Genomic DNA, 15,436 nt, shown 5'->3' with positions numbered 1-15,436 from the left:
GACTGCTTTCTTTCCGTTTTATGATACAATAAATTATAACACACATTCCAAGGAGACACACATGATTAAGAAAATTTTGGCCCTTCATACAGGAGGGACCATCTCCATGCAGGCGGATGACTCTGGAGCTGTCGTGACCAATTCATCCAACCCCATGAACCATATTGATCTGTCACTGGCAGGGGTTGAGCTTACTTCAGAAGATTTTTTAAATTTACCCAGCCCTCATGTAACTCCTCAGCACATGTTACAACTCTATCATAAGATTCAGAAAGAGGCTTCCCAGTATGATGGGATTGTCATTACCCATGGTACCGATACTCTTGAAGAAACAGCCTACTTCTTAGATACCATGGACTTGCCAACTATTTCAGTAGTCTTAACAGGAGCCATGAGAAGCTCCAATGAATTAGGAAGCGACGGCGTCTATAACTATCTGACCGCCATCCGAGTAGCAGCAGATCCCAAATCACAAGACAAGGGTGTCTTGGTCGTGATGAATGATGAAGTCCATGCAGCCAAGTACGTGACCAAAACACATACCACCAATGTCAGCACCTTCCAGACCCCCACACATGGCCCTCTAGGCTTGGTCATGAAAAAAGAAGTTCTTTTCTTCAAAACAGCTGAACCCCGTGTGCGTTTTGATTTGCAAGAAATCAAGGGAGTTGTCCCCATCATTTCAGCCTATGCTGGCATGAAAACAGAACTCCTTGACCTACTAGATGTCCAACAAATGGATGGTTTGATCATTGAAGCCTTTGGTGCAGGAAATCTTCCTAAGGAAGTAGCTGAGAAACTCTTTGAATTTCAAGAGGCTGGCCTTCCTATTGCCTTGGTTTCCCGTTGCTTCAATGGAATTGCGGAACCTGTCTATGCTTACGATGGAGGTGGAGTCAAACTTCACGAGCACGGCATCTTCTTTGTCAAAGAGCTCAATGCAGCTAAGGCCCGGCTGAAGCTCCTTATTGCTCTCAATGCCGGATTAAAAGGCGATGAATTAAGAGACTATATAGAAGGTTAAAATAACAATAGAAGGTGTGATGGTGGATACATCCGCCTTTTAAATTTAAAAATAGCTTTGATGGACTGAGATAATGATTGACAAGATGAATTTCAACATGGTTCGCATAGCTAGGACCTCTTTTCTATTTTTTACGATTATAGGTCCACAAACTTAAAATAAGATAAAAAGCTAAGAAAATCTTAGCTTTTTAAATATAGTCAAACTATTATTTTACATAAAACGGCTAGTTACTCTTCAAAAATGACTTATTTTGCCATTTAAGAAGATTAAAAACTTTCCGCCGTAAGAAAAGTGCCTGAAACACAATAGTTTCAGGCACTCGGGAGTTTTGAGACCTTAGGCTCAAAACTAAGTCATGGAACTTCTTCGAAGTTCGCTGACGTCCACACTCACCTAAGGGAAGTTTTTCAGAAGACTTTATCTTCAATCTTAAAACTAAGAAAATCTTAGCTTTTTTTATTCTTTCTTAATCTAAGTGTTCTTTCTGTTCCAAATGTAGAGACAGACAGTGCCAATCTGGATGCTCTCGCCAATTAGGAGTTGTGACCACCTGAACAGCTACCTTTCGTGCCTCCTCTAAGATTGGATAATCTTCAATGAGGTTGGCCACTTGAAATTCTGGTATACCTGATTGACGCGTTCCAAAGATTTCCCCAGAGCCTCGTAGCTTGAGGTCTTCTTCTGCCAAGACAAACCCATTGGTGGTTTCGGTCATGATTTTCATCCGACGCTTACCAGATTCTGTTTTGGGATTGGCAACTAATACTGCGTAAGACTGCTTATCACCACGCCCTACCCGACCTCTCAACTGGTGCAATTGGCTCAAACCAAAGCGGTCTGCATCCATGATAATCATGACGGTAGCATTGGGAACATTGACGCCGACCTCGATTACAGTTGTAGAAACTAGTAAGTCAATTTCTCCCTGCTTAAAGGCCTGCATAATGGCCTCTTTTTCTTCCCCCTTCATCTTACCATGAAGGAGAGAAATACGGGCTCGGTCTCCAAAATAAGCAATCAATTCTTCCTCTAGAGCAATAGCATTTTTGAGGTCCAAGGCTTCCGACTCTTCAATCAAGGGAGAAATGACGTAGGCTTGGGAGCCTTTTTGAATTTCTTTGACCAGCCAATCAAAGACTAAATTTAACTGTTGATGCTTGACCCAGCGGGTGATAATCTCTTTTCGACCTGCTGGCATTTGGTCGATAATCGAAACATCCATATCTCCAAAAGCAGTGATTGCCAGAGTTCGGGGAATTGGGGTCGCTGTCATCATCAAGACATCCGGATTTTGGCCCTTTTCACGCAGGATCCGTCTTTGGGCTACACCGAAACGGTGCTGCTCATCAATAATGACCAATCCGAGATCATGAAAACGAACCCCCTCCTGAATCAAGGCATGGGTTCCCACAATAAGGTCCACTTGCCCTGTCTGAACAAATTCCAAGCGTTCTCGTCTCTCCGCAGCTTTTAGACTGCCTGTCAAAAGAAGAATTCTAAGACTAGGAAAGAGAGAGGTCAAACTTTGTAAATGTTGCTCGGCTAGGATTTCGGTCGGTACCATCAAGGCCGCTTGCTTGCCAGCTGTTACAGCAGCATACATGGCCAGTCCAGCAACGACGGTCTTCCCGCTTCCGACATCTCCTTGCAAGAGACGATTCATGTGGTAAGGAGAACGCATATCTGCTAGAATTTCGTTCAGACTTCGCTCCTGAGCTTCTGTCAACGTAAAAGGAAGCTTAGCTTGAAGAGCTTTTAGCTTCTTCTTATCCCAATCCAAGACGATTCCCTGTCCGACGGAACGATTTTCTTCCTTCAAGACCTGCAGTTGCAATTGGAAAAAGAGCAATTCTTCAAATTTCACTCGTCTCAAGGCCTGCTTATATTCTTCAAGATCCTTGGGAAAATGCATGGCCCTGACTGATTGTCTGCGAGAAAGCAAGTGGTACTTGTCCATTAAGATTTGAGGGAGATTTTCTTCCAATAGCTGATCCAAGCCTGCTTCAAAAGCCGTCTTGATAACCTTTACTAAAGCTGACTGGCTCACCCCTTGAGATAAGCGGTAGACCGGTTGAAGGTCATCTTCGACTTGGGCTAACAGCTTCATCCCTGTCAAAGCTCCCTTGGCCTTATTCCATTTACCAAATACAGCTACTGTTTGCCCTAGTTCAATCTTGTCCGCTAGATAGGGCTGGTTAAAGAAACTAACTGCTAGGACCAGCTCCCCTTGTTTAATGGTAAAGCGAAGACGGTTACGCTTGTAACCATAATACTGGACATTGGCTGGGGTGGCAACAATTCCAGAAACAACTGCTTTTTCTCCATCTTCCAGATCTAAAACATTTTTTGATTTAAAATCTTCATACCGAAATGGGAAGTAGAGCAAGAGGTCCTCAACCGTTTCGATTCCCAATTTCTTGTATTTTTCTGCTGATTTCGGTCCAATTCCTGGCAGGACAGAAAGCGGTTGGTGTAAGTTCATTCTTTCCTCCTAGATAAGAAAGGAGGCTGGGACCACCGTCATCAACCTCTTTCATCTCGAACTTTTTATAAAAGGAAGCTGGGAAAAGACAAACAACTTACTTCCCACTGTCTTCCTTTGTTGGACGATAAACTCTTGGTACGCGATCACTCAAGACACAAACAACCTCATAGTTGATCGTGCCTCGATAGACTGCTACATCCGTTGTCGTTATAGCTAGATCACCATCCCTTCCGATCAATACTACCTTAGTCCCAATCGGGTAGGCCTTCGGTAGGCGAATGGTAATTTGGTCCATGGATACGCGACCGACAATCGGGCAGAATTGCCCATCAACAAGGACATGAAAACCTTGCATATCTCTGGTCCAGCCATCTGCATAGCCAATTGGAATGGTCCCAATCCACTCTTCCTCACTAGTCTGATAGGTCGCTCCATAGCCAACTGTCTGCCCCACTTCTAGTGGTTTGATATGGACCAATTCTGTTTCCAGACTCAGAGCAGGACGGATGCTATAGGGAAGCTCTAACTCTCTTCCACTTGGATTGAGACCATACATGACATCGCCCAGTCGGACAGCATTAAAAATGGTATCAGCATGCCATAAAGTTGTTGCTGAATTGCTGGCATGAACGATTTTCGGAGTATAGGGCAAGAGCTCCAACAAGCTCTTAAATCGTTGCAACTGGCCTTGGAAATGCCGGTCATCTTTCTCATCAGCTGTAGCAAAATGAGTAAAGATCCCTTCCACTTCTGCTCCATGGTCTCTTAATAAGATCATAGCTTCCTGCAAGTCTTCTGCCGAACGAAAACCAATTCGTCCCATTCCTGAATCCACTTTAATATGAACCTTCAACCCAGTCAAATCAGACTTTTCAGCCAACAATGCTTTCAACCACTCGAGACTAGCCACTGTATAACGAATTTCCTCTTTGATGGCAATCGCAACGTGTTCTACTGGTGCAACGCCCAAAATTAAGATCGGCTTTTCACCTGCTACTTGGCGAACTTCCAAGGCTTCATCTAGGTTGGAGACACAAAAAGCATCTACTAGTGGCAATAAACGTTCTACCACTGGCTCAACCCCATGGCCGTATGCATTTGCCTTGACAACTGCAAAGGTCAAGGTCTCTTTCGGAATATGGGCTTGTATTTGTTGAACATTATAGGCAATAGCCTCTACATCCACATATGCTCGCGTTGGTCTATGTATACTAGCTTTCATTTCTTTCCTCCAAAATGACACTGGTCGAAACTAAATCGCCTGAGTGACTAATCGATACCCAAATCTTTCCACTAAAAGGAGCTTTTGAAAAATAGGGAGCTCCTTTTTGATTGGTTAGAATTTCCAGATCCTGAAATCCTACTGGACCAATTCCTGTTCCCCAAGCCTTGGAAAAGGCTTCTTTGGCAGACCATCGACCTGCCAGGTATTCCATTTTTCTTTTTCCAGATAATTGGTCGAACCGTTCTCGTTCCGTCTCTGTCAATACCTTGGAAGCAAATCTCGGATGTCTCTGGTAGGCTTGTTCAATGGATTGGATCGATTCGATATCTATCCCATGTCCAACAATCATATCTTTTCCTCTTTAATGATTTTCTATCAGCAACTCTATTTAAGAAGGAAAGGGCTGAGAATATTTTCTCCAGCCCTCTCCTTTTATTCAGCTACATACTGATAAATTTCTCGTACTAAGCTTTCTGTCTTTTCCCAACCCAAGCATGGGTCTGTGATCGATTGACCAAATACTTCTGGTTGATCTTGACGACCGTCCTCTAGATAAGATTCAATCATAAATCCACGGACTACATCATGGATAATTGGATTCCAGCTACGATTTGTAAGGGTTTCTCTGACAATGCGAATCTGCTCAGCAAATTTCTTCCCAGAATTATCATGATTGGTATCAACCAGGATAAATGGATGTTGCAAGCCCAAGGCCTGGTAACGATGCGCAGCTTCTAGCAGATCTTCATAGTGGTAGTTTGGAATGTTTTTCCCATTCGCGTCTAAAGCTCCACGCAGAATAGCATGTCCGAATGGATTTCCACTTGTCTCCACAGAACGACCATTATAGAAGAAATGGTGCCCATGTTGTGCAGCATAAATTGCATTAAACATAACCGACAGATTTCCAGACGTTGGATTTTTCAATCCAGTTGGGACTGAGATGCCACTCGCCACAAATCGATGGCCTTGATCTTCTACAGAACGTGCCCCAATAGCAACATAAGAAAGGAGATCCTCAACAAATGGGTAAGTCTCTGGATACAACAGTTCATCTGCTGTTGTCAAACCAGTTTCGGTAATCACTCGATGATGCAGGCGACGAACCGCCTTTAAGCCAGCTACAAAACTAGGTTCTGAAGCAGTATCCGGCTGATGCATCAAGCCTTTATAGCCATCTCCATTGGTCCGAGGTTTAGCAGTGTAGACCCGCATCACAATGAAGACCCGATCTTGAACTTCTTCTTGAAGGGCTGCAAGGCGACGAGCATATTCCATCACTGCTTCCTCATTATCTGATGAACATGGTCCCATCACAAGCAAAATCCGCTTGTCTTCCCCCTTCAAAATAGAGGCTAGTTCACGGTCACGCGCTTCTTTGCGAGCTAAATGTTTACCTTCTAAGCAATAAAGAGAGGTTACTGCTGTTTCATCAATGATTGGGCTAGTAACTGTAAAAGACATAGGCTGATCCTTTCATCCGATTAGAGTTTTTTACCGTGGCAGTTTTTAAATTTCTTACCAGATCCACATGGACAGATGTCATTGCGTTTAATTTGACTCAAATCAAGATCTTCTGGTAAATCAGTTTTTTGAGCGGCAATATTACGAGTCGCTGTCGTTGAAATACTGTGTTCTGTACGTGGACGCTCTTGTTCATGGATTTGAGCTTTCATCATCAAACGAGTCACATCAAACTCGATGGAGCCAATCATATCGTTGAACATACGGAATCCTTCTGATTGGTATTCAACCACAGGATTGTTTTGTGCATAACCACGGAGACCAACAGCATTACGCAATTGATCCAAGGCATCGATGTGATCGGTCCATTTGCTATCCACAACACGAAGGATCAAGACTTTTTGGAATTCTCTGACTGCTTCTTCATCGCGTAATTTCGCTACTTGGTTTTCATAAACCTCTTCAGCACGTTTGTACAAGTAATCAATCACATCTTTATCAGATTTGCCTTCAATATCGCTCTCAGAAATAGTATCTTCAGGGACCAAATTGTATTTGGCAAAGTTCAGAATAGCTTCGATCCGTTCTTCCTTGCTTGAGTGGCTAGCTCCTTCAACGATCCGTTTAATGGTCCGTTTGATCATGGCCTTGATTTCTGGCGCCAAATCACGATCCGCTGTAATGACATCATAGCGTTGAGAGTAGATAATCTCGCGTTGTTCCCGCATAACATCATCATACTGAAGGACTTGCTTACGAGTGTCATAGTTGTTCCCTTCCACTCGTTTTTGAGCTGCTTCAACTTGGCGTGTAAACATGTTAGATCTGATGACAGATTCTTCTTCGCTTAGTTTGAAGCGGTCTAGCAAGGCTTTGATGCGCTCTGAACCGAAACGACGCATCAACTCATCTTCAAGAGAAAGGTAGAATTGAGATTCACCTGGATCCCCTTGACGTCCAGAACGTCCACGCAACTGGTTATCAATACGACGGCTTTCATGACGCTCTGTACCAATCACACAAAGTCCACCGAGTTCACGAACCCCTTCACCGAGCTTGATATCGGTACCACGTCCGGCCATGTTGGTCGCGATGGTAACGGCACCACGTTGACCAGCGTTCATGATGATTTGCGCTTCTTTGTAGTGGTTTTTCGCATTCAAGACTTCGTGAGGAACGCCTGCTTCAACCAAGAGGCGGGATAGGTAGTCACTGGTTTCAACTGCAACGGTACCCACCAAGACTGGTTGTCCTTTTTCATAGCGAGCTTTTACATCTTCTACTACAGCTTTAAACTTCGATTTCAAGCTTGGGTAGAGAAGGTCCGGATGGTCAATACGAGCAATCGGACGATTAGTTGGAATTGGAATAACGCGAATGTTGTAGATTTCACGGAATTCTTCTTCTTCTGTTTTACCAGTACCTGTCATCCCTGAAAGTTTCTTGTACATCCGGAAGAGGTTTTGGTAAGTAATAGAAGCGGATGTTTTGGTTTCTTCTTGGACTGGTACACCTTCTTTAGCCTCAATCGCTTGGTGCAAGCCGTCAGAATAACGACGACCTTCCATGGTACGACCTGTAAATTGGTCGACGATCAAGATTTCTTGATCTTCACTGACTACATAGTCGATATCCAAAATCATGATGTAGTTAGCACGGAGGGCATTGTCGATGTAGTGTGTTAAGGCAACATTTTCAATGTCGTACAAGTTTTCAAGATTAAAGTAACTTTCAGCCTTATCAATTCCAGAATCTGACAAACCAATCGTTTTTGAAGGGACATCAATAATATAGTCTTCTTTTTCCAAAGATTTTACATAGGTATCCGCCATGTGATAGAGTTGACTAGTTTCTGTAGAAGTCTGACCTGAAACAATCAATGGCGTACGGGCTTCATCAATTAAGATGGAGTCTACCTCATCAACCAAGGCATAATTCAAAGGACGTTGTACCATATTTTCGGCACGAACAACCATGTTGTCACGCAAGTAGTCAAAACCTATTTCCGCGTTGGTTGAATAAGTGATGTCACAAGCATAAGCTTCTTGTTTTTCAGACGGTGATTTTGCAGCCAAGTTGATCCCAACTGAAAGACCTAGCCATGAGTACAACTCACCCATCTCAGTCGCATCACGTTCTGTCAGGTATTCATTGACAGTGACAACGTGAACTCCTTGGCCAGATAGGGCATTCAAATATACCGGCATGGTCGCAGTCAAGGTTTTTCCTTCCCCTGTACGCATTTCTGGAACGTCACCATGGTGAAGAACAATACCCCCCATGACCTGTACTTTATAAGGGAACAAGCCCAAGACACGCTTGGCACCTTCGCGAACTACCGCAAAAGCTTCATACAGAAGGTCATCCAATGATTCACCATCTTGGTAGCGTTGCTTGAACTCTTCTGTTTTCGCTTTCAGTTCATCATCTGACAAGGCAGCCATTTGATCTTCGTATGAGAAGACCTTGTCTGCCATCTTTTCCAATCGTCTTAATTCACCTTTATCATTTTCGATAATTGTTTTTAATAAATTAGCCATTAGTTTCCTTACTTTTCAAATTTCTTAAATTTTAAACGTTCTCTTTATTGTAGCATTTTTTAAACATTTTTTCAAGATTAAGGCTGTATCTTACAAGACTTTCGAGTGGTTTTTTCGTGTGAGAAAATCCAAAAAGATGGCTGCTCAAGCAGACATCTGAAAGTGAAGACAAACTGTTCATTGATACAAATCTAATAAATTCTATAAAAATTATACTCGTTAGAATTATTCAATCATCTACTAAAACTTTGTTTTTAATCCGAATCACCTCTATAGTAGACATCTCTTCTTTATGCGATAGTTATTCAGACAAATGGTAAGAATAGCTTGCCACAACCACTTCTTCATGCCAACGAAGCGCATACTTCAATTTCAAACTCATTTGGTTGTGGAGAATATTTTGCCAATGTTTTTTAGGGATGAATTGAGGAACTAAGACTGTGACGGTGTTCCCTTTTTCCTTGGCCTCCTCAGCTACTTTTGAGACAAATTCAACTGTTGGTTGGATAATATCCCGGTAACTTGTCATAACATTTTCAAAGCGAATATGAGGGAAATAATGTTTGAATTCTTCTGCTACCTCTGCATCCTTGACCTTGGTTTCTTCCGTTGAGACGTGCATGGCTATGACATCGTTTCCTAGGCTATTTGCATAACTCATAGCTCCCACACTTACCTGAGTGACATTCCCAACAAGGACAATGACAGTATTGCCCGCGTAATTTGTCTTTTCGATCTTCCTTCCCAAACGCAATTGAGCCGCAACTTTATCATAGTGATTGCGAATACTTAAGAACATCCAAAGTAAAAGACCGATTATAGGGAAGAAGGGCCAGATCTCACCCAAACGGAATAATAAGAGGATCAAGACAATCCCATAACATATGGCTGCCCCCAGGATATTGGCAAGGGAATACTTAAGAAATCCTTTTTGATATTGGCGTTTCCAATGAATGACCATCCCTGTTTGAGAAAGGGCAAAAGGAATGAAGACCCCAATGGTATAGAGCGGAATCAAGCTTTCTGTTTGTCCATCGAAGATCAAGAGCAAAACAATCGCACCAATCGCCAATGTCAAAATCCCATTGGAATAGCCTAGACGATCCCCTTTTTCCATATACATGTGTGGCATGTATTTGTTTTTGGCCATGTTAAAGGCCAACATTGGAAAGGCGGAGAACCCTGTATTAGCCGCAACTGCCAAGATCAAGGCTGTTGATAATTGGAAAACGTAGAAGAAGGCTTGACCGACTGGGGAATTCCCTAAGATAGCTTGGGCCATTTGGGCTAGAGTTGTTACCCCTTTTGCTGGAACAACACCCACCCAGTAATTGAGAAAGGTAATCCCTGCAAACATGATCCCCAAAATCAAAGCCATAATGGTCAAGGTAGAAGCTGCATTCTTTGCTTTTGGTTTCTTAAAGAAGGGAACCGAATTGGAGATGGCTTCCACCCCTGTTAGGGAAGCGGATCCACTCGTAAAGGCCCTCAACAAGAGAATGATGCTGACTCCTGAAATGGTTTGGCCAACATGCGCAGTCGCGTTATAGGCCAAATGCCCTGTCAAAATTTGGATCACGCCATAGCCGATTAAGGCAATGGTACTGACAATAAACAGATAGACCGGAATCATCAAGGATGTGGCTGATTCGCGCAGTCCCCGAAGGTTCATCAGCATCAAAAGCAAGACCAACAAAATGGAAATGTGAAGATTATAAGGATGAAAAGAGGGAATCGCTGACGTGATGGCATCTGCACCAGAAGAAACAGATACCGCTACCGTCAGCATATAGTCAACCAAAAGACTTCCACCAGCGATCAACCCCGCTTTGGGAGACAGGTTCTCCGAAGTCACCATATAGGCTCCTCCCCCTTGAGGGTAGGCATGAATGACCTGACGATAAGAAATCGTTAAACTGGCTAGGAGAACCAGGACCACAATCCCAATTGGAATTGACCACCAAATAGCTCCTGCTGATACGGTCATCAAGACCAGGATAACTTGTTCTGGACCATAGGCAATAGAAGAAAGTGCGTCACTAGAGAGCATGGCCAAGGCCTGCATTTTCCCTAGCAATCCTCCTTCACCTTCTGCACCAGATTTCAACGGACGGCCAATAAACCATTTTTTCAATGTTGAAAACATAAAAAACTCCTTGAAAAAAGATCATGAGGCCGGGAATTCCCTGCCTCTTTTCATAAAACAGGGGTTATTCTACTCCTTTTTTTCAAGACTGTCAACTTAAATTGTGAAATTTTCATAAAGTTTTCATTGTCTTCATTCATTCGAGCTCTCTTAGATCTGCCAGCTTCTTTTCAAATTGATCCAAGCAAAAAACGAGGCTGGGACAAAAATCCTAGCCTCTCAATTATTTTTGGATTGTCGAGCAAGACGCAGTGGTTGAGTGGGCTCTACTACGCTGATTTCATCAGCTTTTACAGCCCTACTCAACTGTGCGGAGGTGGAACGACGAAATCGAATTCTAACGAATTACCGATTTCTGTCCCACTCTCACTTTTTTATTTTGCTTGATTTTCGACATAAAAGGCAATGACATCCGAAGTGTACTGGGCTGTACCAGCGCCAAACTTGTCGATGTTTTCCTTGAATTCTGGATTATAGGCATAGCCTTTGCCGATATGGCCAAAAACCTCTATAGAGCAGTCAAATCCATACGTTCGAATCGTATCTAAAAGTTTGGTTGCTTCTTCTTGATTTTCCGATGCTGTTACTGGCAAACCAGCCTGGAAGTTTTTCGCCAAGACTTGGAAGACTTGATTAAAGGCTCTTGTCGCCTCCTCTTCTCGACCTTTTTGGCGTTCAAGCGCTTGGTCCATGACTTCTTGACCGTACTTGTCTACCGCCTCTTGATGGTATTTTTTAGTATCTTGGTAACTAAATCCAGTAAATTTTTCCTCAATGGTCATTTTTCTTTCTCCTTTTTGTTCCTGAATGGTTTTTTGCAAGGTGGAAATCAAGGTATCCAGGCGTTGCCTTTCTTGAGTCAAATAGTCCAACTGTTTGGTCAAATGGGGCAATAAGTTAGATTTTTCTTCGGCTAAGAGTTCTGCTATTTGGTCTAAGGAAAACCCTAGATACTTGTAGTAGAGAATCACCTGTAATCGTTCTAAATCTTCTTGATTGTATGTCCGATAGCCATTTTCAGATTTCACAGGGACGAGAAGTCCTATCTTGTCATAGTGGTGCAAGGTCTTGACAGAGACACCTGACAGCTCTGCAGCTTCTTTGATATGGTACATGATTTCCTCCTTACAAAGATAGTATAATCCCTCCCCTTAGGTCAGAGTCAAGACTTAACATAAAAATAGTTTTCAGATAAAAAAGGGTTGAGTTGTCCACAGCTTTTAACTCAAACCCTTTCTTTTTTATGGATGACTCACGATCAATTCTAAATCTTGCCCTTCCAAAGTCCAAGATTCAACATCACTCGTTAAGACAAAGTGATCTCCTTTTCCAATCGGATAATCTACCCCATCCACCTGAAGGCTTCCTTGCCCTGAGAGAACGCTCAACAAGCTATAATCATGGGTCTTTTCAAATCGAACCTCCCCATTGACTACCCACTTGTGAACCCCAAAGAAGTCATTGGCCACTAACAAAGTAGACGACAAGTGATCGACTTTTTCCTCAACCGGTCGGCTATTCGCTGGAGCCCCTAAGTTCAGCACATCAATGGACTGTTCAATGTGCAACTCACGTAAATTTCCTTGATCATCTTTGCGATCAAAGTCGTAAACTCGATACGTCGTGTCGCTTGATTGCTGGGTTTCCAAGATTAAAATACCCGAACCGATGGCATGCATGGTTCCACTTGGCACATAGAAGAAATCTCCCGCTTTCACAGGAACCCGCGCTAACAGATCATCCCATTCTTTGGCTTCGATCATTTGGCGCAATTCTTCCTTAGACTGGGCGTGGTGACCATAGATAATTTCTGCCCCTTCATCAGCGGCAATAATATACCAGCATTCAGTTTTCCCAAGTTCTCCTTCATGCTCCATTCCATAGGCATCATCTGGGTGAACCTGAACACTAAGCCAGTCATTAGCATCTAGAATCTTTGTCAACAAAGGAAAGACCGGTTCTGGTCGATTTCCAAACAATTCGCGATGCTCTGTATATAGTTGGTCTAATCCCATTCCAGAATAAGGTCCGTTCTTAACAACAGAAACACCATGTGGATGGGCCGAAATAGCCCAGTATTCACCAACATGATCGCTCGGGATTTCATAGCCAAACTCATCTCGTAATCTAGTTCCACCCCAAATCTTTTCCTGCATAACTGATTGTAAAAATAGCGGTTGTGACATACCTGCCTCCATATATCCTTGTATTCAATACCTTATTATACCAAATTCCACTCTTTTTTGAAAGCTCTGCCAAGCTCTTTAGCCCCTTTTTAATTTTTTGCACGTTTTTCGCATTTTTACCAGCTTTCCGCTATAATAGGAATATGAACCTCAAAGAATCCATTATCGAATTGGCTCATTCCATTGGTATTTCAAAAATCGGCTTTACCACTGCGGATGATTTTTCCTATTTAGAAAAATCCCTCCGCCTAGCTGTGGAAGAAGGCCGAAATTCTGGTTTTGAGCACAAAAATATTGAAGAACGAATCCAACCACGCTTAAGTTTAGCTTCTGCTAAAACGATTATCTCCATTGCCGTTGCCTATCCCCACAAGTTAAAACAACAACCTCAGAAGACGGCCTATAAACGCGGAAAATTCACCCCCAATAGCTGGGGGCTTGATTATCACTATGTCTTGCAGGATAAATTAGACCGCCTAGCACGAGGGATTGAAGAATTAACCGCCGACTTCGAATACAAGGGCATGGTGGATACCGGTGCCTTAGTGGATACCGCGGTTGCTCAACGAGCAGGGATTGGCTTTATCGGAAAGAACGGCCTCGTCATCTCAAAAGAATACGGTTCTTATATGTTTTTAGGGGAGCTTATCACCAACCTAGAGATTGAACCCGATCAAGCCGTTGACTATGGTTGCGGAGATTGTAACCGCTGTGTAGAAGCCTGCCCGACTTCTTGTTTAATCGGAGATGGCTCTATGAATGCCCGACGTTGCCTTTCCTTTCAGACCCAAGACAAGGGGATGATGGATCTGGAATTCCGTAAAAAGATTAAAACGGTCATCTACGGTTGTGATATCTGTCAAATCTGTTGCCCCTACAATCGTGGTCTGGACAATCCATTAGCCACTGATATCGATCCTGAACTAGCTCATCCAGAATTAATCCCCTTTATTGAGTTATCCAATGGACAATTCAAGGAAAAATTTGGAATGGTCGCTGGTAGTTGGCGGGGAAAGAATATTCTCCAGCGCAATGCTATCATTGCTTTGGCCAATGCTAATGACCGGTCTGCTATTCCTAAACTGTTAGAAATCATCGAAACCTCGCAAAACCAGATTCATATTGCAACAGCCATTTGGTCACTGGGAGAGCTTATTCGAGAAGTCACACCTGACTTGGTTGATTTGTTAACTTCCCTCAAAAACCCAACTCCAGCTATTATAGAAGAACGTGAACGGTTCTTCCAAAAATTCCAATACCAAAACTCACATAATTAAAAACTGCCTAACAAACTTAGGCAGTTTTTAATCATTTCTTTCTTCTCTCATACAGCCTCTCTCAGAAAATTCCTAATAGAGAAAAACTGACAATTCCCCATAGGAGTGCAACGACAAATCCGACTACGACATCACGGACAAAATGGAGTCCTGCCAGAACACGAACTCCTGCCAATAGCAGAGCCAAGAAGAGACCTATGCTCGATAGAAGAGGATTCACTCCCCAAGCTACTGTCGAAATGATGGCCGCTGAAAAGACGTGCCGGCTTGGCATGGAACTTCCCTTACCTTCTCTCTCTAGGAGAGGTGGAAGCGCGCCAAGCTCATAGGGACGGGGCCAATTGATTGCTTTTCGAATGACACTCAATAAAATAAAGCCAGATGCCGGAACCAATAGATAGGCAAGAACAACCCAAATCTCGGAAGCTTTCAAATATGCTGCCCAAAGAACATAAAAATAAAGGAGTGGCATCAGGAGGGTGACGAGGTGGTTGACCCACTTTAATAAAGAAAGATAATTGGGATGGGAGACCAAAAATGGTCTAACCCGTTCATAGAACAAATATTCTTTTTTCATCAACAAATTCTCTTCGATCGATTCCTTAATAAACAGCAACTGGACCTATATCAAAATCCCTTCCAGATGATCTAGCTCATGCTGGCAAATTTGGGCCGCAAAACCTTCTAAGCTTATGAGCTGAGGCTTCCAATTCATGTCGCGATAGGAGACCTGAATCTTTTCAAAGCGGCTCGTTTTTCGGCTCCCTGCCAAAGAAAGGCACCCCTCTTCTGTCTCATAAACTCCTTCTTTCTTTACTAGAACAGGGTTAAAGAGAACCAAGGGTATCAAACCTAGTTGGATGATGATTACTCGTTTGCGTACACCAATCATATTAGCAGCCATGCCAACACAGCCTTCCTGGTGAGCTCGTAAGGTGTCTTGTAAATCTTGCGCCAAATACAAATCCTCTTTTGTCGCTTCTTCAGACACTTGACTCAAAAAGAAGGGATCCTTCATAATGGCTTTTTCCATCATTTCTCCTCTCTTGCTTAAAAAAGAGAAGGTCATTCATCCATCTTCCCGAC

The 15,436-nt window shown here is 43.0% G+C and carries 12 protein-coding genes; 2 read left to right on the top strand and 10 right to left on the bottom strand.

Going from position 1 to position 15,436, the window contains the following annotated elements; all coding sequences use genetic code 11:
- Nucleotides 1-61 precede the first annotated feature (61 nt).
- Nucleotides 62-1,024: an asparaginase gene (locus AC3E6G_RS00950; protein WP_048789812.1), complete on the top strand. Its 963-nt coding sequence runs from the start codon at nucleotides 62-64 to the stop codon at nucleotides 1,022-1,024.
- Between the two features lie 469 nt (nucleotides 1,025-1,493).
- Here the strand turns inward: AC3E6G_RS00950 and recG are convergent, their stop codons facing one another.
- From recG to manA, 8 genes are all read right to left on the bottom strand, one after another.
- Nucleotides 1,494-3,509 carry an ATP-dependent DNA helicase RecG gene (gene recG / locus AC3E6G_RS00945; RefSeq protein ID WP_125334855.1) on the bottom strand — a complete coding sequence of 672 codons (2,016 nt, stop codon included), beginning with the start codon at nucleotides 3,507-3,509 and terminating at the stop codon, nucleotides 1,494-1,496.
- 97 nt (nucleotides 3,510-3,606) lie between these two features.
- Nucleotides 3,607-4,734, bottom strand: coding sequence for an alanine racemase (gene alr, locus AC3E6G_RS00940; protein ID WP_048789810.1), 1,128 nt, complete (start codon nucleotides 4,732-4,734; stop codon nucleotides 3,607-3,609).
- Nucleotides 4,724-5,086, bottom strand: coding sequence for a holo-ACP synthase (gene acpS, locus AC3E6G_RS00935; protein WP_006595699.1), 363 nt, complete (start codon nucleotides 5,084-5,086; stop codon nucleotides 4,724-4,726). Before acpS ends, alr begins: the two co-directional genes overlap by 11 nt.
- An 83-nt stretch (nucleotides 5,087-5,169) precedes the next feature.
- Nucleotides 5,170-6,201, bottom strand: a complete 1,032-nt coding sequence (locus AC3E6G_RS00930; protein WP_048789809.1) for a 3-deoxy-7-phosphoheptulonate synthase — start codon at nucleotides 6,199-6,201, stop codon at nucleotides 5,170-5,172.
- A 20-nt stretch (nucleotides 6,202-6,221) separates the two neighbouring features.
- Nucleotides 6,222-8,741: a preprotein translocase subunit SecA gene (secA, locus tag AC3E6G_RS00925; RefSeq protein WP_048691105.1), complete on the bottom strand. Its 2,520-nt coding sequence runs from the start codon at nucleotides 8,739-8,741 to the stop codon at nucleotides 6,222-6,224.
- A 301-nt stretch (nucleotides 8,742-9,042) separates the two neighbouring features.
- Entirely contained in the window at nucleotides 9,043-10,887 is a 1,845-nt protein-coding gene (locus AC3E6G_RS00920; protein WP_490700274.1) for an APC family permease, read from the bottom strand.
- A gap of 374 nt (nucleotides 10,888-11,261) precedes the next feature.
- A complete protein-coding gene (locus tag AC3E6G_RS00915; protein ID WP_048691111.1) occupies nucleotides 11,262-12,002 on the bottom strand; it encodes a MerR family transcriptional regulator in 741 nt (246 codons plus the stop codon).
- Between the two features lie 126 nt (nucleotides 12,003-12,128).
- Complete coding sequence (gene manA, locus AC3E6G_RS00910; protein ID WP_490700273.1) at nucleotides 12,129-13,073, bottom strand: mannose-6-phosphate isomerase, class I; 945 nt, start codon at nucleotides 13,071-13,073, stop codon at nucleotides 12,129-12,131.
- 143 nt (nucleotides 13,074-13,216) lie between these two features.
- Between manA and queG the strand changes: the two genes are divergently transcribed.
- Nucleotides 13,217-14,350 (top strand): tRNA epoxyqueuosine(34) reductase QueG, encoded by a 1,134-nt coding sequence (gene queG, locus AC3E6G_RS00905; protein WP_048789804.1) that lies wholly within the window; start codon nucleotides 13,217-13,219, stop codon nucleotides 14,348-14,350.
- Nucleotides 14,351-14,411: 61 nt separating this feature from the next.
- Here the strand turns inward: queG and AC3E6G_RS00900 are convergent, their stop codons facing one another.
- Together AC3E6G_RS00900 and AC3E6G_RS00895 are read right to left on the bottom strand one after the other, a co-directional pair.
- The gene (locus tag AC3E6G_RS00900; RefSeq protein WP_490700272.1) at nucleotides 14,412-14,927 is read right to left on the bottom strand and encodes a phosphatase PAP2 family protein; all 516 of its coding nucleotides are present in this window, start codon (nucleotides 14,925-14,927) and stop codon (nucleotides 14,412-14,414) included.
- A gap of 45 nt (nucleotides 14,928-14,972) precedes the next feature.
- The gene (locus AC3E6G_RS00895) at nucleotides 14,973-15,383 is read right to left on the bottom strand and encodes a peptide deformylase (RefSeq protein WP_414281043.1); all 411 of its coding nucleotides are present in this window, start codon (nucleotides 15,381-15,383) and stop codon (nucleotides 14,973-14,975) included.
- Nucleotides 15,384-15,436 lie beyond the last annotated feature (53 nt).

It is taken from the genome of Streptococcus sp. SCPM-O-B-23252 (M501) (genome assembly GCF_058200355.1).
The sequence above is the reverse complement of the archived record's forward strand: the minus strand, read 5'-3'. Positions and strand labels throughout refer to the sequence as shown.

Excerpts from the sequence above, each read along its gene's own strand:
- secA (WP_048691105.1), bottom strand. The coding sequence starts at position 8,741 with ATGGCTAATTTATTAAAAACAATTATCGAAAATGATAAAGGTGAATTA.
- manA (WP_490700273.1), bottom strand. The coding sequence starts at position 13,073 with ATGTCACAACCGCTATTTTTACAATCAGTTATGCAGGAAAAGATTTGG.
- AC3E6G_RS00930 (WP_048789809.1), bottom strand. The coding sequence starts at position 6,201 with ATGTCTTTTACAGTTACTAGCCCAATCATTGATGAAACAGCAGTAACC.
- AC3E6G_RS00900 (WP_490700272.1), bottom strand. The coding sequence starts at position 14,927 with ATGAAAAAAGAATATTTGTTCTATGAACGGGTTAGACCATTTTTGGTC.
- recG (WP_125334855.1), bottom strand. The coding sequence starts at position 3,509 with ATGAACTTACACCAACCGCTTTCTGTCCTGCCAGGAATTGGACCGAAA.
- AC3E6G_RS00920 (WP_490700274.1), bottom strand. The coding sequence starts at position 10,887 with ATGTTTTCAACATTGAAAAAATGGTTTATTGGCCGTCCGTTGAAATCT.
- AC3E6G_RS00950 (WP_048789812.1), top strand. The coding sequence starts at position 62 with ATGATTAAGAAAATTTTGGCCCTTCATACAGGAGGGACCATCTCCATG.
- queG (WP_048789804.1), top strand. The coding sequence starts at position 13,217 with ATGAACCTCAAAGAATCCATTATCGAATTGGCTCATTCCATTGGTATT.
- alr (WP_048789810.1), bottom strand. The coding sequence starts at position 4,734 with ATGAAAGCTAGTATACATAGACCAACGCGAGCATATGTGGATGTAGAG.
- AC3E6G_RS00915 (WP_048691111.1), bottom strand. The coding sequence starts at position 12,002 with ATGTACCATATCAAAGAAGCTGCAGAGCTGTCAGGTGTCTCTGTCAAG.
- AC3E6G_RS00895 (WP_414281043.1), bottom strand. The coding sequence starts at position 15,383 with ATGGAAAAAGCCATTATGAAGGATCCCTTCTTTTTGAGTCAAGTGTCT.
- acpS (WP_006595699.1), bottom strand. The coding sequence starts at position 5,086 with ATGATTGTTGGACATGGGATAGATATCGAATCGATCCAATCCATTGAA.